We start from the raw sequence: 25,148 nt of genomic DNA, 5'->3' as shown, positions 1-25,148 counted from the left end.
GACTGGCTGCGGCGACGCGTTCCAGGCTCACGTCATCTCCTATGCCGACGACTTCGTTATCCTCAGCCGCGGTCGCGCAGTGGAGGCATTAGCGTGGACGAAGGCGGTGATGACCAAGCTTGGGCTGACACTCAACGAGGCTAAAACTTCGCTGAGAAATGCCCGACAGGAACGCTTCGACTTCCTCGGCTACTCGTTCGGCGTGCATTGGTTTGAGGCGAACGGGAAATGGTATCTGGGCGCGAGCCCGTCCAAGAAGAGTGTACAGCGGCTCAAGACAAGGGTCGGCGAGCTTCTGGTGCCAAGCAATATCGATCCATGGCCGGAAGTACGTGACAAGCTGAACAGGTCACTGCGAGGCTGGTCCAACTACTTTGGCTACGGCTCGCGGAGCAAGGCATACCGTAGCGTCGACCAATACGTCTTTGAACGTGTGCGCAGGTTCCTCGCGCGAAGGCACAAGGTGCAAGGGCGCGGCAATCGCCGATTCATATTCGATGTCATCCATCGAGAACTCGGCGTTCTGTGCCTCCAACGCTTGCCCCGAGCGGCCACGTCGCGTGCCTCGCGGTGAAGCCAGCCGGAAAGCCGGATGCCGGAAATCGGCACGTCCGGTTTGATGAGCGGGGATGGGAAACGGGGCGATGGCCAAGGGGCCCCCAAGCTACCGCGCCCATCCTCGACTCTACCCGTCTGCGGTCGCGGATGGGTCATGATCGGCACTGCAGGCAGGCTCGTCGGCCACTTCTACATCCACAATGGCGAGGAGTCAGGCTTCGTTTGCGAACGCGGCTGAGTTCTTCAACAGCCTGTTTAGGGAGCCTTGGCCGGTACACTCTTATCTGCTCGTTTTCTGAATAAATTCCGCAGTTCAAGTGCGCACGGCTGGTAAGGGCGCGTACTCGCAGTCCGTCTCTCGGCCATGGCGTGACTCAGATTCCGTTACGGCACGGAATGTTCTGAACGACCGCTTCAGACCAACCCGCGAATGATGGGGCGTTGGCGTGAGCACACGCGTGGTGCCAAGCGCATCCTGGCGCGTACAACCGACCACGTTCCCCGCTGAAATGCCGGCAAGCATCGCCATAGCGCTGCGGGCGCGAGCAGCAACCGTCCGTTAAGAGAGCCCTCATTCCAGACGAGATTGAGAAGAGACCGGGCACAATATGGCGCTACAAGAACCTGAGCCACCAAATGAGGCGGCGGAAGAATACTATGGGGTGTGGCCGGTAAGGGAGGTGACCCTTGAGTCCCCAATCATGAAAAAAATAGAGCACCTCTGGCAAAAGCAAACGATTTCAGCAGGTCGTGCTGGAGCTGAATTGCATGCGGATCGCGGTTCTCGAGATGAGCCTCTCTCGCCGGATTCGTGCCCGGCCTGCGTCTCATCCATTGAAGAAGCTTGGCGCCGACGCAGATCCGCCGCCCCTGTTGCTTCACCCCTGGCGGGATGAGGCGGTAAAGTGTGAGCAGTCGCGCATAGCGGTTGCGTGAACCTCTTGAGCCTGGAAACGGACCAGGCTTTTGTGGCCGCGATAGCCGTTATCTTCGACTCGTCCAACGATGCTGAGAGCGGCCCTTTTTCAATTCTTCTGGACGGATAGTCAGCCGCTGACCTGAACACCCCAATGGAAAGAATTTGAGCAGTGTCGAAGGTATTCATTTCGCTGTCTTTCGTCGTATTTTGCGAAAATCAGCTCCAATACTGCAGGATCGCGCCGCGGAATGCATGAAACAGGCTCCCCACTCGTCTAGCTTGTCGCGGCTCGGCAATTTCGGAGTGCCGGGCTCGGTCCTGCCTCTCCGATTAGCGCGGCTTGTCATGACCAGAGATCTTCCCCGCAACGCCTTTCAGGCCGCCCTTGCGAGAGGCGAGCCGCAGATCGGCTTGTGGTGCTGCCTTGCAGATACGGTAGCGGCTGAAATCAGCGCTGGCGCTGGCTTCGACTGGCTGCTTCTGGACAGCGAGCATTCGCCTAACGACAACCGCACCATTTTGGCGCAGTTGCAGGCGGTGCAAGCCTATCCGGTTACGGCTATGGTGCGGCCGCCGATCGGAAACGCCGTGACGATCAAATTGCTGCTCGATATCGGCGCTCAGAATCTCTTTAATCCCCATGGTGGATACGGTCGAGCAAGCGAAGCTCCTGGTCTCCGCCACCCGGTTTCCGCCTGAGGGCGTACGAGGAGTCGCGACGCAGACGCGGGCTACTCGCTGGGGACGCGTGCAGCACTATCTGAAGAGCGCACGGGAAGAGATCGGTCTATTCCTTCAGGTCGAAACGAAGGCGGCGCTCTCGAACATCGAGGAGATCGCCAGTGTTGATGGCGTCGATGGCATTTTTGTTGGTCCGTCCGATCTAGCTGCAACGCTGGGGTATCTCGGCGAACCTACTCGGCCCGAGGTCCAGCGGGTGATCGAGGCTGCGCTTAAGAGCGTCCGCGCTGCCAGGAAACCGGTCGGTATTTTGACCGCCGACGAAACGCTCGCGCACAGATACCTGGACCTGGGCGCTACGTTCGTAGCCGTCGGGATCGACACGATGCTCTTGGCGCGGGCCACTTCTGCGTTGCTCGAACGATTTAAGGCGTCGAAGAAATAGTAGCTGGCCTGATGGGCCAATCGGCGCCGCCGATCTGAGTAAGATGCTCGGCACGGGCCAGACTCCCGCGCCCGTACGTTCGACGCGCCTCCTCGGCATTCGAGTCGAACCTCCCCGCGGCCTGGTCGACTTCCATGCACGCCTCTGCGATCGGCTTTCCCAGTTCGCGCGCGATGAGCCAGACCACGTATCCGCGGCGGCCGCTGATGAGGTCGGCCTCCGCAGAATCCGGCGTGTCTATAAGCCGCGAACAGCTCACAATAGGCAACTCTTGAGAGCCATTGACGCGACCGCAGGCATATGACCCGTCCCACCGAATTATCCGTGTGCCCGCCACAACTCATTTTGGTATGAAACGTACCCACGTATACTCAATTGAGATCCGTAAGCCGGTGATCTTCCATCTCCAAGATTTTGCACAAGCGGAATGATGCGACGTTTCTCGGCCTCCAACATTCTGACGAAGCGCGTTTGTCGCCGCGCGCTGCCAACGAGACCCGCAGGAATCGCGACGCCTCCATGTCCAGTTCAAGATTGATTGGCCTTCGCGCTGAGCGCTAGCTTGGCATGTCGAGTCGAGTCGAATATTGCCGCATCTGTCGCCCGCGACGGGTACGAAATGTGGTCCAGCGCTTTTCTCGGTTGGCACAGGAATGTCATCCCTTTCTGATAAGAAGATTATCGGCGCTTTAATTACGCTATCGATCGCGCAGGTGATCGGCTGGGGAACGATCAGCCTTCCGGCGATAATCGGAAGGCAGATGGCGGCCGATCTGCACATGAAATTGCCAGCCGTTTTCGCTGGCACATCGACGTTCTACGTCACCATGGGATTGTGCTCGCCGTGCCTTGCCAGGCCCTTTGTCCGGTGTGGCGCCCGGCGCGTGATGGTGGCCGGAACGCTCGTCGCAGCCCCCGGGTTTCTGTTGTTGTCAATTGCCCAGGGGCCGATACTTTATTTTTCCGCCTGGGTGATCCTCGGCGTGGCCGGTAGCGCATCGCTTTCGACAGCATCTTATATCGCGCTTCACGAGATTGCTGGACGGTACGCCCAGCGCGCCATCGGCGCATTGATGCTGGTGAACGGATTGTCGAGCAGCGTGTTCTGGCCTATCACCTCACTAATCACTGAGGCGGCGGGCTGGCGGACAGCGTGCCTGGTCTACGCGGCGCTGATGCTCCTAGTCTCGGCTCCATTCTACGCGTTCGGGCTGCCCGACCGCCGCTTTCGGGCAAACGAGCCGGCACAGCAAGGGACCGCGCCGCTTCCCGATCGGATCCCGCAAAGGAGCACATTCTATCTTATCACGGCGGCCACCGGATTGAATGCTGTCGTGACGCTGGGCTTGAGCGCGGTGCTGATTGAACTGCTGAAAACCGAGGGGCTGCCGCCATCCCAGGCTCTGGCGTTCGGCTCTCTGCTTGGCATCATTCAAGTCAGCGCTCGCGCGATTGATTTCATGGGTGGTGGCCGCTGGGATGCCATCACAACCGGCCTGGTTGCGACTACAATCCTGGCTGCAGGCATTCTGCTGTTAATCATGAGCGGCGGACACTTTCTCGCAATCGCAGCCTTCATCCTTTTTTTCGGCATTGGCAGTGGGGCGCTTGCCATCGTGCGAGCGACCATGCCGCTCGTCTTTTACGATAGAGCCGAATTCGCGAGAGCCAGTTCACACATGGCGTTGCCCCTCAATTTGATCTCTGCCGCCTCGCCACCAATTCTTGCGGAGATCCTGGTCAGGTTCGATAGCCGCGCTCTCTTGGAACTTACCCTGCTCCTGTCATGCGGAGCGTTCGCGAGTCTCGCATTCTTGCGCGGCCGGCGTCCACGATTGGCCGTCGAGGGAGTCCAGAACGGGGCAGACCCAGCTTAAGAGGCCGCACTCGCTTGCAGTCGGATTGGCGCGAGAGGCTTGAAGACAGGAACGGTATCGCGATCGAAACCGACCGAGAGGCCACGACCTCAGGCCGATCTCGGATCATCGGTCATGCGCCGAGTCCCAAGTTGGAGAGACGTCTAGCGGTGCGGTCCGGACTGCGGACTGATACCGGCTTGTCCACGAGCTGCAGCGTGTCACCAAGATGTGCGAAGCTGGGCCTGCGCCGGAGCTGTGCGTCGATTGGGGCGCGTTTGGTCGAACGCATTGCTCGTTCGCGACTAAGGAGCACACGATATCAGGCGCTTCGGTTTGACCTCGTCGCGCGAACCGCAGAATTTCTGCGCATGGATGTCCGTTTTTGCCGCTATTAGTCTCCAAACTCTGATTTACATTTGGATGTTGGCAGTTCGCATACATCCCTCGCTCAGCGCGACGACAGAACATGGATGCCACGCCACGAGAGATCTTAGCGCAGCTGAGATCTGGGATCACTTACTAGCACACCTTGGAGATAGGGCATGGCAATCAGCTACATCACCGACATGCGAGACATTAATGGCACGCCCATTACGCCCGAGCACTACAATGATCAGATGAAAGTAGCGCGGCACGCCGATGATCTGGGCTACAAGACCGTGTGGGTTCCCGAGGACCACTGTATGGACGACGGCTTCTGCCCCGCACCACTGACGACTCTGGCCGCATTCGCCCGGGAAACGAAACGCATTCGCCTGGGGACGGGCATCATTCAGGTCCCGACGATGCATCCCAGACGGCTCCTTGAAGAGGCGTGCGTTGTCGACATGATGTCGAACGGCCGAGTGACCTTGGGCGTTGGGCTCGGAGGATATGAACTCGAGTACAAGAAGTTCGGGGTGTCCTGGAAAGAGCGTGGGAAACTGATGGATCAGTATCTCGATTTCATCAAGAAGGGCTTCGCAGGCGAACCTTTGCCGGATGGGATGGCCCTGGCCGTTCCGCCCGTGCAGCGACCGATCCCGATCATTGGTGGCACGAAATCGCTGGCGGGCACTGAACGGTCTGCTCGCATCATGGACGGAAATATCGCTACCAACCACATGGACCATGAGGAGCGGCTCGCAAAATTCTGGAAGGAGTGGCTCTCTCCTTCGCTGGAGAAGTATGAACGCAAGGTGTCCGAATTCCAGCTGCCTCTGATGATGACGGTGTGGGCATCCGAGAAGTACATGGACGATTGGCACGAATTCCTCGGCGCCGGCTTCGCCTATCGCAAAAACAAGTATGAAGATGGGTTCGAAAAGGTTGGGACGGATTATAAGGGCGCGTCGTACCAGTTCCGCGATTGGGACGAGGCAGAAAAGGCAGGAGCCGAGAAGATGGTCTCCCGCATGTACGTCGACACGCCGAAAAACGTGGCGGCTCGCCTGAAAAAGCTCCGGACGATCTACCCGTTCAGCGAACTCATTATCAACAAGGTCCCAGGTATCCCGCAGGAGCAGTTCATTAAGCAGCTCACGCTCTTCAGAGAGCAGATTGCGCCGATCGTGTTCCCTGAGACGAAGTCGGAAGGCTGATCGAGCCAGCTGACCTTAAAGTTCGAGTGTCCCTGAATACCCAGAGGAAGGTGATTCTGTGAAGAATGATGCGCAGATAAACAAGAACGTAGCCGTAATCGAAGGCCAGGATAAGCCATTCGTTGTTAAGTGGCAGGAGAGACGAGCCAACTGGGATTCGTCGTTGAGACCCGAGAAAGTTGGCTGGCAACGAGCACTTTTGGCCCCTACGGTCGGTGGCACAAGCTTCAGGATGAGTGCTCTGATGTTGCCTTACGGCCGATCCCGCCCCTTCCATATCACCCCGGACACGGAGCTTTTCGTCTTCGTGCTTGAGGGCGAGATGGAATGGGGAATCGGACCGGATGGGAATAACCTCGAATGGTTCCGACTCGGGCAATACGATACCTTGGTTATCCCTAAGGGTCACGGAACGGACTACCGCAACTCGGGCCAGATCGATGCGAAGTATCTCTGTGTCTTCAGTCGTACGAGTGAAGAGTGGACTAAGCAGCTCTTTTGGCAGTTGCCGGGCGACGAAGCGCCACGTGCATACGACTTTTCTTCGTGGACCAACGACCCTAAGGCAAAATAGACCACGGCCAGAATGAAGCTGTTTGCGAGCGGGATGGCAAGAGCCGCTCGCAGGCGCTTCGGCCAACCATGACCGTCCTGGCGGATCCTGACGAATGAATAACAGCAAGGAGCAACTGGGTCTCGCATGAACTCCGATACGACCATCGCCATCCTCGGCGGAACGGGGCCTCAAGGCCAGGGGCTCGCAATTCGCTTCGCCATTGCAGGCATCAGCGTAGCGCTGGGCTCGCGCGAGGGCGACCGCGCCGCGGCGATCGCCGAAGAGCTCAACAGGAAGCTCGAGGGCCGATCCGCCGTCCCGGTCCGAGGCTACGATAACCTGGCCGCGATAGATGCGGCGGAACGTTTCGTGCTGCTTGCCGTACCGTATTCGGGTCACGACGCAACACTTGGCGTCGTCAAAGGTCACTTGGCAGGCAAGGTGCTAGTCGACTTGGTCGTCCCCCTCGCGGCCGGAAATCCTCGGGCCGTCGCAATGCCAAAGGAAGGCTCCGCGACCGAGGCCGCGCAAGCCTTGTTAGGAAGAGAAGTCAAAGTCGTCGGAGCCCTGCATAACGTCTCCGCCCACACTCTGAATGCTCTGGAAGAGAACATCAACTGCGACATCCTCGCTTGCGGAGATGACGTAGAGGCGACAGACGCGGTAGTCGAGCTGATCAAGCGGCTTGGCGTCGAGTCGTACAATTGCGGCCCCGCGGTGCACGCTCGCTGCATCGAGGCGCTTACGCCTCTCCTGATTCGACTGAACATGAGCAAGAAGGTTCCTTTCAGCCACGCCGGCATCCGGATTTGGCGGCCTGGCCGTCCCGGCGTATGATTGGCCGTGAGAAGGTCTTGACGATGAAACGCTGCACCGCAGGGATCCCGCCTTCCGGACACGGGCGTGATCTCCCGCCGGCCATCACTGAAGGAGCCTTGTAGTGGGCACCTCAAGCTTCCTCGAACCCCGCGCGGTTGAAGGTGCTGAACTCGAGCAGCTGTTCGCACAGGCGAGGGTGAAGCGGGAGGCGTACTGGGGTTCGGTTGCGACTTACTCCCGAAAAGTGTTCATTCCCTTGACGAATTTATGCCGCGACAGCTGCGGATACTGCACGTTCGTCAAGCAACCCGGAGAGTCTGGCGCGGGATACTTGAGCCCAGACGAGGTGCTTCGTATTGCGACCCGCGGCGAAGAGCTCGGATGCAAAGAAGCGTTGTTCTCGCTAGGCGAGAAGCCCGAGCTCCGATACCCGCAAGCTCGTGACATGCTCGCGAGCCTCGGTTATCGCTCGACAATCGACTATGTCATTGCGATGTGCGAGCTCGTCATGTCAAAGACCTCGTTGATCCCGCACGTCAACGCTGGAACCATGAGCCGTGACGAACTCAGGCGCGTAAAGGAGGTAAGCGGCAGCGCCGGCTTGATGCTCGAGAACGTGAGCCGTCGGCTTATGGGCAAGGGGATGCCGCACTACGCTTGCCCGGACAAGGTGCCGTTGCAGCGTCTTCGGACGCTCAATGCGGCCGGCGAAGCGCGCCTGCCCATGACGACGGGAATCCTCATTGGCATCGGCGAGACCTGGGATGAGCGGATCGATAGCCTGCAGAGCATCGTCGAAGTTCACAAGCGGCATGGTCACATCCAGGAGGTGATCGTGCAGAACTTCCGGGCGAAGCTCGGGACGGCGATGGCAGGACATCGTGAGCCGGGCATGAGCGATATGCTTCGCACTCTGGCGACTGCCCGTCTCATGCTGCCAGCGGAAATCTCCTTGCAAGCGCCGCCCAACCTAAACGAAGCGTTCGAGCGCTACCTAGACGCGGGCATTAATGACTGGGGTGGGGTGTCTCCGCTCACTGCGGACCACATCAATCCAGAGTGTGCCTGGCCCGCGGTCGGGGAAATTGCGTTTCGCACCAAGCAAAAGGGCATGAGCCTGGTTGAACGCTTGACGACTTATCCGCTCTATCTTCGGCAGCCAGAGCGGTATCTTCGTCCGGCCCCCCGAGAGGCACTTCGCCGTCTCGCGCGCGAGGATGGCTACGCCGCCAAACAAGCTCATGCCGAGGCAAGTTAGAGGAGTTCGCATGCACAGCGCCCAGTCATTCAAACCGTCGACCCTTCAGGCGACGTCCGCAGAGGCCCTCCTTAGCCAGAGCACCAAGAACATTAGGCACATCCTTGAGCGCGCCCTCTCGGGCCGCGAGATTACACGCGAAGATGGTGAGACGCTGTTCGGCGCAGCGTCTTCGGATCTTCCGGCGATCGTGCGAGCAGCGGATATTGTCCGCGAAAAGCGGGTGGGGGACAAGGTGAGCTTTGTCATTGTCCGAAACATCAACTTCACCAACGTGTGCTACATGGGATGCCGCTTCTGCGGCTTCGCCAAGCGCAAGGAAGACCCTGATGCGGTCTGGTACAGCATGGAAGAGGTGGCACACCGAGCGCAAGTCGCATGGGATCGCGGCGCGACGGAAGTTTGCATGCAGGGTGGACTTCATCCTGACCTGCCGCCCACGTACTATCGCGACCTCCTGGTCGCCGTGAAGCGTCGAGTGCCGCGTATGCACGTGCATGCCTTTTCGCCCTTCGAAATCTGGTTCGGCGCACACAAGCGGAAGATGCCGACGCGCGAGTTCCTGCTGGAGCTCAAGGAAGCAGGGCTCGGCTCGATGCCGGGTACCGCAGCCGAAATCCTCGATGTCGACGTGCGGCGGAAGCTGACCCGAAACAAGCTGAGCACGGAAGCATGGGTAGAGACCATCCGGGCTGCGCATTCCATCGGCCTTCGCAGCACGTCGACGATTATGTTCGGGCACATCGATGGTCCCTCCCATTGGGCTGCGCACATCGATTTGATCCGCTCGATCCAGAAGGAGACCGGTGGCTTCACGGAATTCGTGCCACTGAGCTTCGTGTATGCCGAGTCCCCCCTGTACGTGGATCGCGCCATCCCTGGCGTACGCCCGGGCGCCACCCAGGAAGAGAACTTCAAGATGCACGCTGTTGCGAGGCTGATGCTCGCCGGCTGGATCGACAACATTCAGGTTTCATGGGTGAAGCTTGGTGCGCAAATGGCCGCCGAGATGCTGCACGCCGGTGTCAATGATCTTGGTGGGACGCTGATGGACGAATCAATCTCGCGATCGGCGGGAGCCGATTTCGGCGAGGAACTCACTCCGTCTGAAATGGTCAGCTTGATCCGCCACGCTGGCCGCACGCCGGTACGCAGGAGCACGCTGTACGATACGCTGGAGGAGTTCTCGGATCACGAACCGCTGGACATCGGTCCTCTCAAACCACGGCCGAATGATCCGGTCGAGTTCCTTCGCCGCAAATACGTCGCTGCTGGTTGAGGCGCAAAACATGAAAGTAGCAGTCCTCGCCGGCGGAGTGGGGGGCGCTCGCATGGCACTCGGTTTTGCTAGAATCGTGCCACCAGACGATCTCAGCATCATCGTGAACGTCGGCGACGACGATCGGTTCCATGGACTGTACGTCTGCCCGGATTTGGACACTGTGCTCTATACGCTTTCTGGTGTTGTCGATCGGACCCAAAGTTGGGGCGTCGCAGACGATGGCACGCGTGCCCTGGAGGTCCTTCGCAAGCTGGATGCTCCAGGCGCCTGGATGAAGCTTGGCGACGCAGACCTCGGGTTGCATCTCTACCGGACTTCGCGGCTCGCACAAGGTGCATCACTGACCACGGTGACCGAGGACGTCAGCCATCGATTCGACGTCCACTGTGCGCTCTTACCTGTTACTGACGACGAGTGCCCGACCATGGTGGAGACCGCGACTGGGGTTCTGCGATTTCAGGAATGGTTCGTGCGCGACCGTGCCGGTCCCGCTGTGACGAAGTTATGCTTTCAGAGTGCGCACAAGGCTCAAGTCACGGAGCGCGTGCGCGGGGCGCTCCGTGCCGCAGATCTCGTCGTGCTGGCGCCATCGAATCCTTACCTTTCGGTCCTTCCCATGCTAGAAGTAGGAGGCATGCGAGAAGCATTGCACCAGGCGCCTGGATTGAAGGTGGCAGTCTCGCCCCTGATCGGAGGACGCGCGATCAAGGGTCCACTTGTGAAGCTAATGAGCGATCTCGGGGTCGGCTCATCGAACTCCGATATCGCCGCCAGCTACTCCGACTTGGTGAACGTATTCGTCCTCGACGAGGGCGATGCGCAAGATGCGGCAAACGTTTCGCACCGGTGCGCATTGCAGGTGGAAGCCATGCACACGCTGATCCCAGATGGAGCTCGTGCCGAGGTACTTGCCAGGCGACTCATCGCACTTGCGAGCACACGCCGAACAACGGGAGCCGCACGATGAAGACGGTAGTTGCGATCCCAATGAAGGGTCCGGCGGAGTCAAAGTCCCGGCTTGCAGAGGCCCTCTCGGCCGCTCAGCGCGAACAGATGGCTCTAGCGCTGTTCGGGAGGGTACAGACGTTCTTCGCTACGCAGTTTCCTGATTTCGAGCGTCTGGTAGTGACACCTTCACCTCGCATAGCCACCGAAGCCGCTGCGCGCAGCGCTGTAGCCCTGGTCGAAGAGAGCACGCGCGGCTTGAATAAAGCTGCCAAAAGCGCATTCATTTGGGCGAAGACGCGGAGGTATGACCGGCTCCTGATCGTCCCAGCAGACATCCCAGTATGGCTGCGATCAGAGCTCGATGAGCTATTGGATGAGGGACGACGCTTTGACGTAGTCGTCGCACGAGCTCATGATGGCGGCACCAATGCGCTGCTGATCGACCTGATGCGAACGGATCGATTCGACTTTTGCTACGGCGTCGATTCGGCCAGACGCCACGCCGACGCGGCTTCTGCCGCCGCCCTGAGCTCGATAACAAGGCAGTGGCCGTTCCTTGGCCATGACATCGACACGGTGGGTGACTGCCTGGTCCTGAGCCAGAAACTCTCCTCTATGACGGACGCCAGCTAGAACCATGCGACTTGAGCTCTTCGCGATTCCGGGCATTCCCGAGGTACAACCGGGCGATGATGTTGGCGCCATTCTAGCGCAGGCAGCGCGTGCCTCGGGCGAGGAGCTGCGCGAGTCCGACATCATCCTCGTCGCACAGAAGATCGTCTCGAAGAGCGAGGGACGCTTTCGCGTGCTCTCGGAGATCGTCCCCTCCGATGAGGCGCTCGATATCGCCAAGCGGTGCGGCAAGGACGCTCGGAAGGTTCAGGCAATCCTTGATGAGAGTTCGGCCATTCTTCGAGTTTCAAATGCGACCCCCGATGGAATCATCATCGCGCGTCATAAATCCGGTTGGGTTTCTGCCAACGCTGGAATCGATGAGTCGAACCTAGGCTCGACAGACGGTCAGTTGTTGCTTCTGCCGATTGATCCGGACGAGAGTGCGTCGCGGATCGCCGAAAGCATTCTTCGCTGCACTGGAGAAAAGCCCGGCGTGATCGTGACTGACACGTTCGGACGGCCCTGGCGCAAGGCCCTTGTCAACGTTGCTTTGGGCACGTCCGAGGTGCCTCCCATCATCAGCTGGGTAGGGAAGACGGACGCTTATGGCCGGCGGCTGAATGTGTCCGAACAGGCCTTGGCGGATGAGCTGGCTGCCGCCTCGGGGCTGCTAATGGTCAAGAACGCCGGTAAGCCGGCCGTGGTCGTTCGAGGATTGCAATGGGATCGTGCGAGCAGAGCCACTTGCCGCGAGTACGTTCGGCCGGTCGAGCAAGACCTCTTCACTTGATGAGACCTGATGATGCACACAGCTAAGGTAGGCGTTCGGGCCATTTCCCTCATCCCGCTCGACGGTCTGACCCGGCCGGCCAGGTTCTACACCTTCGACGGTCTGTCCCGGACCGATCACTTTGCGATCAAGGTCGGCGACCCTTCGGGCGTACCGCTCGTACGAATCCACTCGGAGTGTCTAACGGCGATGTCTTTGGTTCTTTGCGGTGTGATTGCGGCTCGCAGCTCAAGCGGGCACTGTCGACGCTCGATGTTGAGCAGGGATGGATCATCTACCTGCGCCAGGAAGGCCGCGGGATTGGGCTAGCGTCCAAGATTGACGCGTACGTCCTGCAGGAAGCTGGACTGGATACGTTCGCGGCAAATCGCATGCTGGGATATTCAGACGATGAGCGGGACTATTCCGATGCAGCGAGGATGCTCTCGGTTCTCGAGATATCCTCGATCAGGCTCATGAGTGCTAATCCCGCGAAGGCAGCGGCGTTACGCAGCGCTGGGGTACAGGTGACGGAATTGGTGCCTTGCGTCGGGATTGGTACTCCGTTCAACAGAGAGTATCTTGAGGCCAAGGCGGCACGTATGTGCCGCGATACGACGTGGCATCGGCGAGGTGCCGAACCGAAGACGGCAGCAACGCAGATATAGGAAAGCGCGACCTCGAGACCCGAAGCTGGAGTGATGGGGGGCGCCCGGTCAATACTTCCAAGCTGAACTTTGTGGCGCGGATGTTTCGCTGATTGCGTAAGCCAACGTCCTCTTCAATCGTACCGGCCTGCGATCGGGATGCTCGAAAGGAGATGGCCATTACGAGCTCTTGTTGGCGACGAGACGGTTAGCCTCGGCGCGCTCGTCGTTCTGATATCCCGATGACTCGCACGTTGGCACCGCCGCGGAATCTCTTAGACCCTGTTTTGCGACACCAACTGGGACATGCGGATCGCGGCAAGCGGACCGGGCCCAGCAGGCGGCATATGCGAGCGAGCGGCCAAAGAGTGCCCCTCAAGATCACGATTACATCGCGACTGCGTTGTGCCTCTCCGGTTGTCCGGTGGTGTTCGCGCTGAGCTACACCGGAACGCTATCGTCGGAGAGCAATGGGAGCCATCCCACGTGCCTTGCTCCTCCTCGACCATCGCTAGCAGGGCGGTTTGCGCGCTGATGTCCAATAACTGCTTGATCAGCGAAGCGTCACAGCGCATGGGCGCATCACCGGCTGGCTATGATAGGGCCGGATAGCCTGCAGGACCGCCAGCGTTTTTGCGCAGGTGGTGGGCGCGTCGATCAGCAGCCAGTCGAAGCCGGCGGTTACCTCATTTCGGTGAACGAGGGATTCGTCATGCAGAGCCACGAACCGATCTGCTTACGGCCCACGGTGCGGGCGACCTTGAATGGGATTATGGGGCGGGTCACTCGAGTGCATCCTGGCAGAGGTACTTGATGTTCTGGTAATCATCGAGGCCGTGCACCGAGCCTTCGCGGCCGTAGCCCGACTCCTTGACGCCGCCGAAGGGCGCGGCCTCCGCGGAGAAAACACCTTCGTTGATGCCGACAATGCCGCATTCGAGCGCCTCGGCCAAGCGCCAGATGCGCGCAGGACTCTCGGTGTAGAAGTACGCAGCAAGTCCGAATGGAGTGGCATTCGCCTGCGCGACCACTTCGGCTTCATCGCGAAAGCGGGTGACAGGTACGATGGGGCCGAACGTTTCTTCGCATGAGCACACCATCGACGGTGTTGCACCCACAAGGACCGTCGGAGCGAAGTAGGCGGCTCGCGGCGCGTCGGGATTGCGAATGCGCTCGCCGCCGACGACGATCCGCGCGCCCTGAGAGACTGCGTCTCGCACATGCCGCTCGATCTTCTCCACTGCGCGGTCGTTGATCATGGGTCCAATCTGAGAGGTCGGATCGCTTGCGGGGCCGACCTTCAGCGCACTGACGCGCTCCGCGAGTTTGGCCACAAACACGTCATGAACGACGTCGTGCACGTACACGCGATTCGGGCACACGCAGGTCTGCCCTCCGTTGCGGAATTTTGCGGCCATCAGGCCCTCTACAGCGGCGTCGATGTTGGCGTCATCGAAAACGATAAAGGGGGCATTGCCGCCGAGTTCGAGCGAGAGCCTCTTCAACGTGGATGCAGAGTCCCGCGCCAGATGCTTGCCAACGGGCGTGCTCCCCGTAAAGCTGATCTTGCGCACTCGGTCGTCGCCGAGCCATACGTCGACCACAGTGGGCGTACGTTCCCGCAGTGACGATGTTGATAGCACCGGGAGGGACCCCCGCCTCTTGCGCCAATTTCACGAGAGCGAGAGCGACGAGAGGCGTGTCTTCGGCGGGCTTTGCGATCACGGTGCAGCCCGCGGCGAGCGCCGGCGCGATCTTGCGCGCGATCATCGCGGCGGGAAAGTTCCAGGGTGTGACGACCGCGACCACGCCGACAGGATCGCGCACGGCAAGCATCCGCTTGTTGCGGAACGGGCTAGGGATCACTTCGCCGTTCGCGCGCGTCGCCTGTTCGCCGAACCACTCCACATAGCTGGCCGCATACAGCACTTCGCCCCGGCCTTCGGAAAGCGGTTTACCCTGTTCGCGCGAAATGAGGCGTGCCAAATCATCCCGATGCGCGAACGATCGCATCGTTCCAGCGCTTGAGAATCCCTGCGCGATCGCGCGCCGGCATCCCGCGCCACGCTTTGAAGGCGGCCTGCGCGGCATCGACGGCGGCCTTCGCCTCGGCCGCGCCGCTGTCGGGCACGTTCGAGAGCAGGCTGCCGTCGCTCGGGTCGGTGACGGCGAGCTGTCGGCATTCGACACCTTTGGTCCAGTTGCCATCGATGAAGTTGTGGGACTCGACCAAGTCGCCGCGCGAAAGTTCCAAGGAGATACGAGACACTGATCAGCTCTCAATTGCAGGCCGCCATGGCACAAAACGTCGCCGAGCAGTACGCTCCAAGTCGACTCGCCGACAGCATTCTGAAGGGGTGGGTCCGAAGATGCATTGGGGATATTATGGGCTTCGCCGAGTTGAATTTTGGCGAGGATCGCTGTTGGCCGAAATCCTGCATTTGTTTGAGGCCGGCGGCAGATTCGAGCATCCATGTTTCGGTCAGCAATCCCCGCGATACTCCGCCCTTGGGGCTTTTGCCGACCGGTGTGGACCTGCTCCGCCAATCTGGTCCCTGATTTCCGTCGCGATCCTGACGCCTGCACACTGGGGAATAGTGTCCTCCGATCCGGGATTTTTTACTTCCCGATTCGGCTCGATAATCTCTACATCTACCTAGCCGACGCTCTTGCGTTTGAAATCCGGCTCAGTAGCGTAAAAAATAGCTGAATTTCTGCGTAAAGCTCCAAGCTTGTCGCGCGTTCGCAGCGTGCGTCCGGACTATAATCTTCTCGAAAAGTTAGGAGATTACAGATGAAGGTCGGTGTTCCCAAGGAAATCAAGACGCACGAATATCGCGTGGGCCTGACGCCCGGTGCTGTCCGCGAATATGTGGCCGCCGGCCATAGCGTACTGGTCGAAACCAATGCCGGCGCCGGTATCGGTGCGGCCGACGACAATTATCGGAAGGCCGGCGCAACGATTCTGAGCTCCGCGCGCGAGGTGTTCACCTCGAGCGAAATGATCGTGAAAGTCAAGGAGCCTCAGCCGTCCGAATGGACCTGGTTGCGCGAGAATCAGATCCTTTTCACCTATCTGCATCTCGCGCCAGACCCCGAACAGGCGAAAGGGCTTCTGAAATCGGGGTGTACCGCGATCGCCTACGAGACAGTAACCGATGCGCAAGGAGGGCTGCCGCTGCTCGCGCCTATGAGTGAGGTCGCAGGCCGGCTGGCAATCGAAGCGGCCGGTGCGGCCCTACGGCGGTCTGCTGGCGGACGGGGGCTCTTAATCGGCGGCGTGCCTGGCGTCCAGCCCGCCCGTATCGTCGTGATCGGAGGCGGAGTCGTCGGTACGCATGCGGCGCGGATGGCGGCGGGCCTCGGTGCCGAGGTCACAATTCTCGATCGCTCGATTCCCCGACTCCGCGAGTTGGACGAGCTGTTTGAAGGTCGCGTTCGTACCAGGTTCTCGACAATCGATGCCGTCGAGGAAGAGGTATTCGCGGCGGATGTTGTCATTGGAGCGGTGCTTGTCCCGGGCGCGAGCGCGCCGAAGCTTGTCACACGCGGGATGTTGGGCTCGATGCGCAAAGGCTCCGTGGTTGTGGACGTCGCTATCGACCAGGGCGGATGCTTCGAGACATCGCGTCCCACCACGCACGCGGAGCCAACGTACGAGGTCGATGGTGTCATTCATTACTGCGTGGCAAATATGCCGGGAGCCGTCCCGCTTACCTCAAGCCAAGCCTTGAACAACGCTACGCTGCCGTTTGGTTTGGCGCTTGCCAACAAGGGATTTGGTGCCGTGCTGGTAAATCCGCACCTGCGCGCAGGTCTGAACGTCTATCGAGGCCGACTAACTTATAAAGCCGTCGCCGAGAGCCTCGGCCTGCCATTCTCACCGATCGAACAGGCTGCGGCCTGATCCCAGAGGCTCCCTAGTGGGGCGTTTCCTCCCTGACTTGTGGGGCCACTCTCTCGGAGTGGCCCCCCTTTTTCAGTGGGCTCAGCTCTGCTGAGTTGGATGGAACGCCAAGATCAAGTCGAGCAGGGGCCCAGACAGGCTCGACTCTCTAGGAGTGGAGCGCGCCAGACGGCCACCCTAAGGTGCAGGAACCTGTGCGCGTTTCCCGCTGCTCGACCGACGATCTCGCGCAGGCGTTAGGCCTGACTTACATTTCGGAACGCTACGTGAGCTGCTCGGACATCGATAAGGCCCTTTCTCGGCCGCAGGAGCGTCCGCTGGAGTCATCATGGTCGCCTCATCGAATCTACCTGGAGGTGTCCCTTAGCTGCGCCCGCAGCCAACTCAGAAAACTGCGGGCTCTTCTATTCAGCGATTTGCTCTTTGGCCACGCAACGTAGTGTGCGAGCTTTCTTTCGAAAGGAGCACTGAATAGCGGCACAAGCGTCCCACTGTTCAACTCATTCTTAAGAAGATGAATCTGTCCGATTGCAACGCCAACACCCTCGATGGCCGCCTGATAGGTCAGAACAGATGACGAAAAGCTGACTTCATTGTTGTTGGGCAGAAGGTCCGTGCGACGAACCGCCGCGAGCCAATCATGCCAATCGGTGCGGCGATAGTGCGAATGAAGCAGCTGTACGTTCTTGAGGTCATCCAATTCGGCAAGCCGAACCTTCTTTAAGAGTTTTGGACTGCAGACGGGTTGTATTAGGTCTTTGAACAAAAGTTCAGATTCGGCAGCGGGCCAACGTCCGCTCCCGAACTGAATTGCTAGATCGATTCTGTCCCTAGCAAAATCAACGGGCGCAACGACGTTGCTGATGTCCAATTTGATGTTCGGATATGCAACGTAGAATGATGGCAGACGTGGGATGAGCCACTTGGACGCGAAGGTCGTATACGCGCGGACTCTGAGAGGTTCGGTCTGTCGCATTTCGGTAAGATTTGTAGCTGCTCTTGAAATGATCTGGAATGCAGGGGTGATCTGGCGGTGAAACTGTTCGCCGATCGGCGTGATTCTCGCGCCCTGCCTGTCGCGATCGAAAAGCTGAACACCGAGAAAGTTCTCGAGAGTCCGGATTTGTCGGCTAATCGCTGGTTGAGTTACCCGCATCTTCTGCGCCGCTTTGGTAAAGCTTCCAAGGCGGGCGGTGACATCGAAGACATGGAGCGGATTTAGGGGCGGCATCAATTCGGTCATAAGTCCACCAAGCATTACTAAATGTTATTAGGACATAACCTTTATAGAGTTGCGGGTCAAACGAGCATTTGTGAAACCGGGGTCGAGCAGATCTGACATGGCAGGCTTAACCGATGAACCGCGACCTTACTGAAGAGCAGCTAGCCTTTGCCGACTCTGTCCGTCGTTTTGCAGAAGCCAAGCTTGCCGCCGGAGCCGTCCGTCGCGCTCACGATCCTCGATTTCCGTTTGAGGTGGCCCAGCTGCTCGCGAAACAGGGCTTGCTGGGAATTGCGTTCAGTGAGACTGACGGCGGTCAGGGCGGATCGCTCATGGATGCCGTTATCGCGATCGAGCAGATCGCTTCTGTCTGTCCGCGAAGTGCCGACGTCGTGCAGGCGGGAAACTTTGGCCCCATTCGCACATTCGTCGAATACGCAAATCCTGAACAGAAGCAGCGCTTTCTTCCCGATCTCTTGGCCGGCCGTACAGTCATCAGCCTCGGCATGACCGAGCCGGATGCCGGATCCGCCCTCACTGAATTGAAGACATCCGCGCGAAAGGATGGGGACCACTATATCATCAGCGGAACGAAGATCTTCGGGACGCACAGCCCCGACGCGTCGGTGTTTCTGGTCTATGTGCGCTTCGGGCCGGGTGTGGGCGGTATCGGCTCCGTGCTTGTGGAGCGGGGCACGCCAGGATTCACGATTGGCAAGGCTTCCCCGTTCATGAGCGGTGAGGAATGGAGCCAGCTCTACTTTGAAGAATGCCGCATCCCGGCCGAGAACGTCCTCCTCGGCGCGGGAGGCTTCAAAAAACAAATAGCTGGGTTCAATGTCGAGCGTCTGGGCAACTCGTCACGATCGCTCGCGCTTGGACGCTTCGCATTCGAGCTGGCGCGAGATCACGCTCAAACCCGAAAGCAGTTCGGTCGCCCCCTCTGCGAATTCCAAGGCTTGCAGTGGAAGTTTGCCGATATGGCGCTGAAGCTCGAAGCAGCACAACTTCTGCTTTATCGCGCGGCGCGCGTCCCCAATGGCTTGCCGAGGGCGTTAGATACGGCGCTGGCAAAACTTGCCTGCAATCAGGCTGGATTCGAGGTGGCCAACGAAGCCGTGCAGGTCATGGGAGGGCTGGGCTACAGCCAGGAGGCGCTCGCCGAATACTGCATGCGCAGAACGCGCGGCTGGATGATCGCAGGCGGCTCGACGGAAATTCTGAAAAACCGGATTGCGGAAGAGCTGTTTGACCGCAGGTTCGATCAGCGAGGGACACAGGTCCGTGATGCAGAATAAGGCGTCGCCAGATCCTGCTCCCCTCTACCGCGCGCTTTTAGCTCCGAAAAGCATTGCCATCGTCGGCGCGTCGGGCGATCGCACAAAGGTAACGGGGAGGCCGCTGCAATATCTCCGGCAGGCCGGGTACAAGGGAAAAATCTATCCCATCAATCCACGGCACGAGACGGTGTTTGGGGAACGGGCTTGGCCGTCATTGTCCTCGTTGCCGGAGGCGCCGGAACATGCATTCATTCTCTCGCCGACGCTCGATGTTATCTCAGCGGTAGCGGAGTGTGCGGCATGCGGCGTGCGCGTTGCCACAATTCTGGCAACCGGCTTTTCGGAAGGCGGGCCTGAAGGCCTGCGACGCGTCAGACAACTCCGGGACGTCGCGCAGACTTCCGGCCTGCGCATTCTCGGGCCGTCCAGCATTGGAGTCGTCAGCCTCCTCGATGGGGTTGCTCTAACCGCAAACGCCGCTTTTGCAGAGTCCGATTTGCCAGCAGGCGGTACCTTCGTTGCCTCTCATAGCGGCAGCATGTTGGGCGCGCTGGTTTCCCGGGGAAAAGCGCGTTCGATCGGGTTCGCTGGGCTGCTGTCCGTCGGTAATGAGATTGATTTGACCCTCGGAGAGATTTGCGCGGCGACGCTCGATAACCCCGCGGTGACAGGGTATCTCTTGTTCTTAGAAAGCCTGCGCCATGCCGAGGATCTGCGGAGTTTTGCCGTCGAGGCAGCCCGTCGCAAGAAGCCGGTTGTCGCATACAAGCTCGGCCGCTCCGAGCAGGCCGCGGAGCTCGCGCTATCCCATACCGGGGCGCTCGCAGGCGAAGACGACATTGCGGCCGCTTTCCTGGCTGACTGCGGAATTGCTCGGGTTGAAAATTTCGAAACGTTAATCGAAGCGTTGCCGCTTCTGAGTCGTGTTCCGATAGGGGCCGTTAGGAACCGGGCGCCGCGGGTCGGCGTGCTGACCACAACGGGCGGCGGCGCAGCAATGGTGGTCGATGGCCTGGCACTACGCGGCATTAATGTCGTCAAACCCAGCGAAGAGACGCTCCAGCAGCTGACGAATGCGGGCATTAACGTCGGTCACGAGCGGATCGTAGACCTCACCATGGCGGGGACGCGGCCCGACGTGATGAAAGCGGCCCTGGATACTGTGTTGTCTGGGCCGGAATTCGATCTCGTTGTCGCTGTCACGGGCTCTTCGGCGCGGCTCCAACCCGAACTTGCGGTCAAGCCGGTGATTGAAAGTGCAGCCGCCGGCAAGCCTCTTGTGTCATTTCTCGTGCCCGATGCTCCTGAGGCGCTTGCGATGCTTGCAAGAGCTGGCGTTCCGAGCTTTCGAACGCCGGAAGCTTGCGCTGACGCAGTAGCCGCGACCTTTGCCCGTCATGAGCCGAAGGCTGTGCTGGCGCGCCCTCGGGTTTTCAAACGTGCCGGTCCCGCCCAACTCAACGAATGGGATGCCTATAAGCTCTTCGAAAAGCTCGGCGTGCCTCATGTGACCTCTGCGGTAATCCCGGTCGACGCTGCAACAATCGATCTGCCGTTTGCCTACCCGGTGGCCGTCAAGCTTCTGTCTGACACGATTGCGCACAAGACGGACGTCGGCGGAGTCGTTCTTGGCGTCCAGGACGAAAACGCCCTGAGGGCTGCGATCGCATCCATTGTAAGAGAGGTCGCTAACAGGTGCCAGGACTCTTCCGTGACGCACGTCCTCGTCCAACCGATGACTTCGGGTCTCGGTGAACTTCTTCTTGGATACCGTAAGGATGCAGATGTAGGTCCAATCGTACTGCTCGCGGCGGGAGGGACCTTTACAGAAGTATATCGCGACCGAAGTATTCGCCTCGCGCCGGTGTCTCTCGAGGTGGCCCGGCAAATGATCGCGGAGCTTGCCATCTCGCGCGTTCTCAATGGCTATCGTGGCAGGGCAGCCGGCGACCTGGGAGCGCTTGCGAATGCAATTGTCGCCTTGTCGCGTCTTGCCATCGAGGAAGAGTACAGCGTTCTGGATGCGGAGATAAATCCACTGATCGTCCGGCGAGCCGGTGAAGGCGTTGTCGCGCTGGATGCGCTCGTGAGGCTGGATGGGGACAGCTAGCTGCATCATCAACCTGTCGGCCTAGTCAAACTCGGCAACACTTCCGTTTGCGGACAACTGCCCGTTGGTCCGAAACACTGAATATCATAGCGTACTCTGGTGCCCGAGACAGTTCTTCAGTATCCGAATAAAAGGAAAGGCAAATGGAAATGTCCAAGAGGATCGAAACACTAGGGTTCGTCGGACTGGGCGTCATGGGCGAGCCGATGTGCCTCAATCTTACGAAGAAGTCGAGAATGCCGGTCTATGCTACGGATGCCCGCCCAGACCCACGCAATCGTCTCGGCGAAGCCGGCGCGAAGCCCTGCGCGTCAATTGTCGAAGTCGCGGAAAATGCCGATGTTATCTTTCTGTCGCTTCCAAGCATTGCGGAAGTGGCGGAGGTCTGCTTGGGAAAAGAAGGCATCCTGGCGGCCAACCGACGGACCCATACCGTCGTCGACATGAGCACAAGTTCGGTCAAGGGAACGCGGGATCTTGCAGACAAGCTGCGTAAAGAGGGCCTCACTTTGATCGATGCGCCGGTCGCTCGAATGCGCCAGGCGGCCTGGGACGGGACCTTGAGCATTATGGTCGGCGGCAGTACTGAAGACTTTGATCTCGTCAGGCCGTTCCTGTCCCATATGGGGTCGGACGTGACTCATTGTGGCGGCACAGGTAGCGGACAGGTCGTCAAGATACTCAATAACATGGTTGTCTTCATGACCGTGAATGCTCTGGCCGAAGCGCTGGCGATCGGTCGCCGGGCTGGCGTCGATGGCGCTCTCCTTTTCGATGTGATGTCGAAGGGATCGGCGGACAGTTTTGCACTCAGAACACCGGGTCTGAAGGCGCTAGTTCCCGGAAACTTTCCGGAAAACACGTTTCCAACGGACTACGCTATCAAGGACATCAAGCTGGCGCTCGAACTTGCCGAGCAAGGCGGCATCGATGCGGCCTCAGCCGCCTTGACTTACGATTTGCTGCAGAAGACCAGCGCTGCTGGCTACGCTCAGAATTACTATCCAGCGATGATTAACCTCATCGAGGCCGATCGACGGTCGCACTAGTTGGCAAGTACCGCAGCCTCGCAGTGAGCAAATGAAGCTGGAGGGTTCGGTTCCGGTCCTCGGAGGGACCTTCAGAGCCGGTGGCCTTGACGCTGCGAGTTCGGTCGGCATGGGGAAACCGGGAATAGAGCTCGAGGATGGATGCCGGCAGCGCTTGTGTCGCTTAGTACGACAAAAGGCATCGTTGTCCACGAGTTCGACGAAGCGGCGTCGAGTGACATGCTAGTCGATGATGCCGTCCTGGACCGCAAGGTTCATTTTCCCGTGCTTTGAAAGGACGCTGCCGGTCGGCTTCATTCCATTCTCTGGAAGATCGACCGTTCCGACGCTGTAACGCCTTTGATCGACGCTGCCGCTCGCCAGGTGAGATAAGCCGTCATCATTTTCTGACAGTTGGAGATTCCATGCGATTCGAGTATCCCGCTCTTGAACTCTTGATTGCCGGTCGCCGGATCGGCGTAGAGGGACGAAAAACCGAACCTGTACTCAATCCGTCGACGGGTGAGGCGCTTGCGCAGTTGCCCCACGCAACTCGCAGCGACATTGAAGAGGCTGTCGCCGCCGCGGCGAAGGGTTTTCAACTGTGGCGTGGCGTGGCGGCGAATGAGCGAGCGCGCGTCTTGAGGCGCACAGCTGATCTGATGCGCGAGCGGCGCGAACTTCTTGCGCGCCTGATCACCTTGGAGCTTGGCAAGCCAATTGGCGAGGCCAGGCTTGAAGTCGAGCAGGCCGCCGGCATGTTCGAGTGGAATGCCGAGGAGGGAAAGCGGACTTATGGTCGCGTTATTCCCGCAAGGGCAGAGAACATACAGCAGATCGCAATCAAGGAGCCAATTGGGCCAATCGCCGCGTTCTCACCGTGGAACGCCCCGGCGATTACGCCCTCCCGGAAGATTAGCGGTGCGCTCGCTGCCGGATGTTCGGTGATTATCAAGCCTTCCGAAGAAACCCCCGCCACCGCGCTGGCCATCGGCGGGATGCTTCTTGAGGCGGGGCTTCCGGACGGAGTACTAAGCATTGTATTCGGCGACCCAATCGCCATCTCCCGGCAACTCATTGAAGCGCAGGCTATTCGCGGCATCACCTTCACCGGTTCGACCAATGTCGGCAAGCAGCTGGCCGCGCTCGCAGTTCAGGGCATGAAGCGCATGACGCTTGAACTCGGAGGGCATGCGCCTGTTATCATCTTCGATGACGTGGACATCGATGCCGTCGCCAAATCTGCCGCGATGGCCAAGTATCGCAACGCTGGCCAAGTTTGCACCTCGCCGACCCGATTCTATGTGCACGAGTCGGTCCATGACCACTTTGTGGAGAAGTTCGCCGAGCACGCAAACGGCATTAAGATCGGCGACGGCTTCGATTCCGCAACCGTAATGGGTCCGCTTGCGAACGCGCGGCGGGTCGAATCCATGGATGCGTTTGTCGGTGACGCGCGATCGCGTGGGATCCGTGTTGCGGCCGGTGGGGAGCGTACAGGCAATAGAGGATTTTTCTATCGTCCGACATTGCTTGCGAACAGCGACAACGATTGTATGGCTGCAAATATCGAGCCGTTTGGGCCACTTGCCATGACGGCTCCGTTTGGTTCGTTCGATGAAGCAATCGCCTTGGCCAATCGCTTACCATTTGGACTTGCGGCGTATGCGATGACCAAAGATATCACGCGCGCGAAAGCAGTCGCAGGGGCGATCGAAAGTGGAAATGTCATCTTGAACCATTGGCAGGTGTCCCTGCCGGAGACACCGTTTGGTGGACACAAGGAAAGCGGAGTGGGTCTGGAAGGTGGCGTCGAGGGGCTGCTTTCTTTTCAAAATACCAAGTTCGTTAGCCAGGCTAGTGTGTGAAAGCGACCATGCCTATTGCGTGCGTGCGCTTCGCAGCTCACAAAGTGTTAATCACTGATTTCCACTTGTAACACTTGAGCCCGCCTTCGTCACCAAAAGGGTCAAGGGTGCCTCGCAGAGTTCGCCGCACGGTGATTCCGCGCGCTGCTGCCGGACTGCCTTGCAGCCGTGCGGCGGCTAGTCGAGCGAGCGCCGATGTCATTGGCTTTCGTCGGCGTTGCTCGCTAGCTACCGCCGAGACAATGTCGCCGTCGTTACTTCCGACTTGTCCCGCTTTCGCGAAGAATTGCCCAACGATCACCGACCCAATCTGAGAGGGCGAGAATAGTTTGCAGCTCAGGGAGCCAACCATGTCGCGAATTTAGGCGATGATTCCGCCGCTGGGCAACTGAGCCGGGGAGATTAAGGAAAATGCCGCTGCGCGCGTGGCGCGGCAGCGCTGCTGCCCACGTGCATAGGGTCTCGAGCGATCACGCCGGCGATTTGCTGCATGACCGAGCTATCCCCGACATAACGGGTAACGCTCGACTCTGCTGATGCCCATCGAGCTTGGCGATCCAATCGCTGTCGTTCCCCTTCCTTATCGAAGCCAAGGCCAGCTCCCGGCGTCTAGTATTGAAACAATGCTTGCGGTCCACGAGAATGAAGTACGGCAAGTGGGGTGCTTTCATCGGACCCCTCCAGTCGGACAAGTGGAAATTGCTCATTAACATTGAAGCTGCGAAGCGCGCGTGTCGGACCATGCACGTATCCGGATCCACGAGGAAGCTGGAACGCGGCACGGTCCGCACACAGCT

General features: G+C 59.4%; 18 protein-coding genes and 2 pseudogenes. 17 read left to right on the top strand and 3 right to left on the bottom strand.

All coding sequences use genetic code 11. The features are described from left to right. The 12 genes and pseudogenes from AYJ54_RS00775 to ribA all read left to right on the top strand — a co-directional run. Positions 1–574: group II intron maturase-specific domain-containing protein (locus AYJ54_RS00775; protein ID WP_283808620.1), on the top strand; the 574-nt coding region annotated here is incomplete at its 5' end. Positions 575–1,822: 1,248 nt separating this feature from the next. Next, positions 1,823–2,603: pseudogene (locus AYJ54_RS00765) on the top strand (aldolase/citrate lyase family protein). 653 nt (positions 2,604–3,256) lie between these two features. After that, positions 3,257–4,480 carry an MFS transporter gene (locus tag AYJ54_RS00755; RefSeq protein ID WP_063695992.1) on the top strand — a complete coding sequence of 408 codons (1,224 nt, stop codon included), beginning with the start codon at positions 3,257–3,259 and terminating at the stop codon, positions 4,478–4,480. 524 nt (positions 4,481–5,004) lie between these two features. Further along, a complete protein-coding gene (locus AYJ54_RS00750; RefSeq protein ID WP_063695991.1) occupies positions 5,005–6,042 on the top strand; it encodes an LLM class flavin-dependent oxidoreductase in 1,038 nt (345 codons plus the stop codon). Positions 6,043–6,100: 58 nt separating this feature from the next. Then, a complete protein-coding gene (locus tag AYJ54_RS00745; protein WP_063695990.1) occupies positions 6,101–6,616 on the top strand; it encodes a cupin domain-containing protein in 516 nt (171 codons plus the stop codon). A gap of 126 nt (positions 6,617–6,742) precedes the next feature. Next, on the top strand, positions 6,743–7,435 hold the full coding sequence (gene npdG, locus AYJ54_RS00740; protein ID WP_063695989.1) for an NADPH-dependent F420 reductase: 693 nt from the start codon (positions 6,743–6,745) through the stop codon (positions 7,433–7,435). A 103-nt stretch (positions 7,436–7,538) separates the two neighbouring features. After that, positions 7,539–8,675: a 7,8-didemethyl-8-hydroxy-5-deazariboflavin synthase CofG gene (cofG, locus tag AYJ54_RS00735; RefSeq protein WP_063695988.1), complete on the top strand. Its 1,137-nt coding sequence runs from the start codon at positions 7,539–7,541 to the stop codon at positions 8,673–8,675. Between the two features lie 10 nt (positions 8,676–8,685). Beyond that, complete coding sequence (gene cofH / locus AYJ54_RS00730; RefSeq protein WP_063695987.1) at positions 8,686–9,954, top strand: 5-amino-6-(D-ribitylamino)uracil--L-tyrosine 4-hydroxyphenyl transferase CofH; 1,269 nt, start codon at positions 8,686–8,688, stop codon at positions 9,952–9,954. Further along, the gene (gene cofD, locus AYJ54_RS00725) at positions 9,908–10,924 is read left to right on the top strand and encodes a 2-phospho-L-lactate transferase (protein ID WP_082905388.1); all 1,017 of its coding nucleotides are present in this window, start codon (positions 9,908–9,910) and stop codon (positions 10,922–10,924) included. The genes cofH and cofD overlap by 47 nt, the downstream gene beginning before the upstream one ends. Beyond that, the gene (cofC, locus tag AYJ54_RS00720; RefSeq protein ID WP_063695985.1) at positions 10,921–11,538 is read left to right on the top strand and encodes a 2-phospho-L-lactate guanylyltransferase; all 618 of its coding nucleotides are present in this window, start codon (positions 10,921–10,923) and stop codon (positions 11,536–11,538) included. The genes cofD and cofC overlap by 4 nt, the downstream gene beginning before the upstream one ends. 4 nt (positions 11,539–11,542) lie before the next feature. Next, on the top strand, positions 11,543–12,310 hold the full coding sequence (gene cofE, locus AYJ54_RS00715) for a coenzyme F420-0:L-glutamate ligase (protein WP_063695984.1): 768 nt from the start codon (positions 11,543–11,545) through the stop codon (positions 12,308–12,310). 176 nt (positions 12,311–12,486) lie between these two features. Further along, positions 12,487–12,957, top strand: coding sequence for a GTP cyclohydrolase II RibA (ribA, locus tag AYJ54_RS00710; RefSeq protein WP_201724102.1), 471 nt, complete (start codon positions 12,487–12,489; stop codon positions 12,955–12,957). Between the two features lie 532 nt (positions 12,958–13,489). On the opposite strand, the gene AYJ54_RS50460 is transcribed toward ribA, so the two are convergent. Then, positions 13,490–13,660 carry a hypothetical protein gene (locus AYJ54_RS50460; protein ID WP_161491784.1) on the bottom strand — a complete coding sequence of 57 codons (171 nt, stop codon included), beginning with the start codon at positions 13,658–13,660 and terminating at the stop codon, positions 13,490–13,492. Between the two features lie 58 nt (positions 13,661–13,718). Continuing rightward, positions 13,719–15,190 (bottom strand): annotated as a pseudogene (locus tag AYJ54_RS53815) (NAD-dependent succinate-semialdehyde dehydrogenase). A 540-nt stretch (positions 15,191–15,730) separates the two neighbouring features. Between AYJ54_RS53815 and ald the strand changes: the two are divergent. Further along, positions 15,731–16,843 carry an alanine dehydrogenase gene (gene ald / locus AYJ54_RS00700; protein WP_063695982.1) on the top strand — a complete coding sequence of 371 codons (1,113 nt, stop codon included), beginning with the start codon at positions 15,731–15,733 and terminating at the stop codon, positions 16,841–16,843. Positions 16,844–17,189: 346 nt separating this feature from the next. On the opposite strand, the gene AYJ54_RS00695 is transcribed toward ald, so the two are convergent. Continuing rightward, the gene (locus AYJ54_RS00695) at positions 17,190–18,086 is read right to left on the bottom strand and encodes a LysR substrate-binding domain-containing protein (protein WP_063695981.1); all 897 of its coding nucleotides are present in this window, start codon (positions 18,084–18,086) and stop codon (positions 17,190–17,192) included. Positions 18,087–18,199: 113 nt separating this feature from the next. Between AYJ54_RS00695 and AYJ54_RS00690 the strand changes: the two genes are divergently transcribed. The 4 genes from AYJ54_RS00690 to AYJ54_RS00675 all read left to right on the top strand — a co-directional run bounded on the left by AYJ54_RS00690 (position 18,200) and on the right by AYJ54_RS00675 (position 24,351). Further along, a complete protein-coding gene (locus tag AYJ54_RS00690; protein ID WP_063695980.1) occupies positions 18,200–19,363 on the top strand; it encodes an acyl-CoA dehydrogenase family protein in 1,164 nt (387 codons plus the stop codon). Further along, positions 19,353–21,455 (top strand): acetate--CoA ligase family protein, encoded by a 2,103-nt coding sequence (locus AYJ54_RS00685; RefSeq protein WP_063695979.1) that lies wholly within the window; start codon positions 19,353–19,355, stop codon positions 21,453–21,455. Before AYJ54_RS00690 ends, AYJ54_RS00685 begins: the two co-directional genes overlap by 11 nt. Before the next feature lie 143 nt (positions 21,456–21,598). After that, positions 21,599–22,504, top strand: coding sequence for an NAD(P)-dependent oxidoreductase (locus tag AYJ54_RS00680; protein WP_245328830.1), 906 nt, complete (start codon positions 21,599–21,601; stop codon positions 22,502–22,504). 404 nt (positions 22,505–22,908) lie between these two features. Further along, positions 22,909–24,351 carry an NAD-dependent succinate-semialdehyde dehydrogenase gene (locus AYJ54_RS00675; protein ID WP_063695978.1) on the top strand — a complete coding sequence of 481 codons (1,443 nt, stop codon included), beginning with the start codon at positions 22,909–22,911 and terminating at the stop codon, positions 24,349–24,351. The last annotated feature ends 797 nt before the right edge of the window (positions 24,352–25,148 follow it).

Source organism: Bradyrhizobium centrolobii (assembly GCF_001641635.1).
Classification (GTDB): domain Bacteria; phylum Pseudomonadota; class Alphaproteobacteria; order Rhizobiales; family Xanthobacteraceae; genus Bradyrhizobium; species Bradyrhizobium centrolobii.
This window is presented reverse-complemented; position numbering and strand designations above follow the sequence as displayed.

What these genes read in the sequence shown, in the direction of transcription:
- cofD (WP_082905388.1), top strand. Translation starts at nt 9,908, where the DNA reads ATGATCCGGTCGAGTTCCTTCGCCGCAAATACGTCGCTGCTGGTTGAG.
- AYJ54_RS00690 (WP_063695980.1), top strand. Translation starts at nt 18,200, where the DNA reads ATGAACCGCGACCTTACTGAAGAGCAGCTAGCCTTTGCCGACTCTGTC.
- ald (WP_063695982.1), top strand. Translation starts at nt 15,731, where the DNA reads ATGAAGGTCGGTGTTCCCAAGGAAATCAAGACGCACGAATATCGCGTG.
- AYJ54_RS00675 (WP_063695978.1), top strand. Translation starts at nt 22,909, where the DNA reads ATGCGATTCGAGTATCCCGCTCTTGAACTCTTGATTGCCGGTCGCCGG.
- npdG (WP_063695989.1), top strand. Translation starts at nt 6,743, where the DNA reads ATGAACTCCGATACGACCATCGCCATCCTCGGCGGAACGGGGCCTCAA.
- AYJ54_RS00755 (WP_063695992.1), top strand. Translation starts at nt 3,257, where the DNA reads ATGTCATCCCTTTCTGATAAGAAGATTATCGGCGCTTTAATTACGCTA.
- AYJ54_RS00750 (WP_063695991.1), top strand. Translation starts at nt 5,005, where the DNA reads ATGGCAATCAGCTACATCACCGACATGCGAGACATTAATGGCACGCCC.
- cofH (WP_063695987.1), top strand. Translation starts at nt 8,686, where the DNA reads ATGCACAGCGCCCAGTCATTCAAACCGTCGACCCTTCAGGCGACGTCC.
- cofC (WP_063695985.1), top strand. Translation starts at nt 10,921, where the DNA reads ATGAAGACGGTAGTTGCGATCCCAATGAAGGGTCCGGCGGAGTCAAAG.
- AYJ54_RS00685 (WP_063695979.1), top strand. Translation starts at nt 19,353, where the DNA reads ATGCAGAATAAGGCGTCGCCAGATCCTGCTCCCCTCTACCGCGCGCTT.
- cofE (WP_063695984.1), top strand. Translation starts at nt 11,543, where the DNA reads ATGCGACTTGAGCTCTTCGCGATTCCGGGCATTCCCGAGGTACAACCG.
- AYJ54_RS00680 (WP_245328830.1), top strand. Translation starts at nt 21,599, where the DNA reads ATGGAAATGTCCAAGAGGATCGAAACACTAGGGTTCGTCGGACTGGGC.
- AYJ54_RS00695 (WP_063695981.1), bottom strand. Translation starts at nt 18,086, where the DNA reads ATGACCGAATTGATGCCGCCCCTAAATCCGCTCCATGTCTTCGATGTC.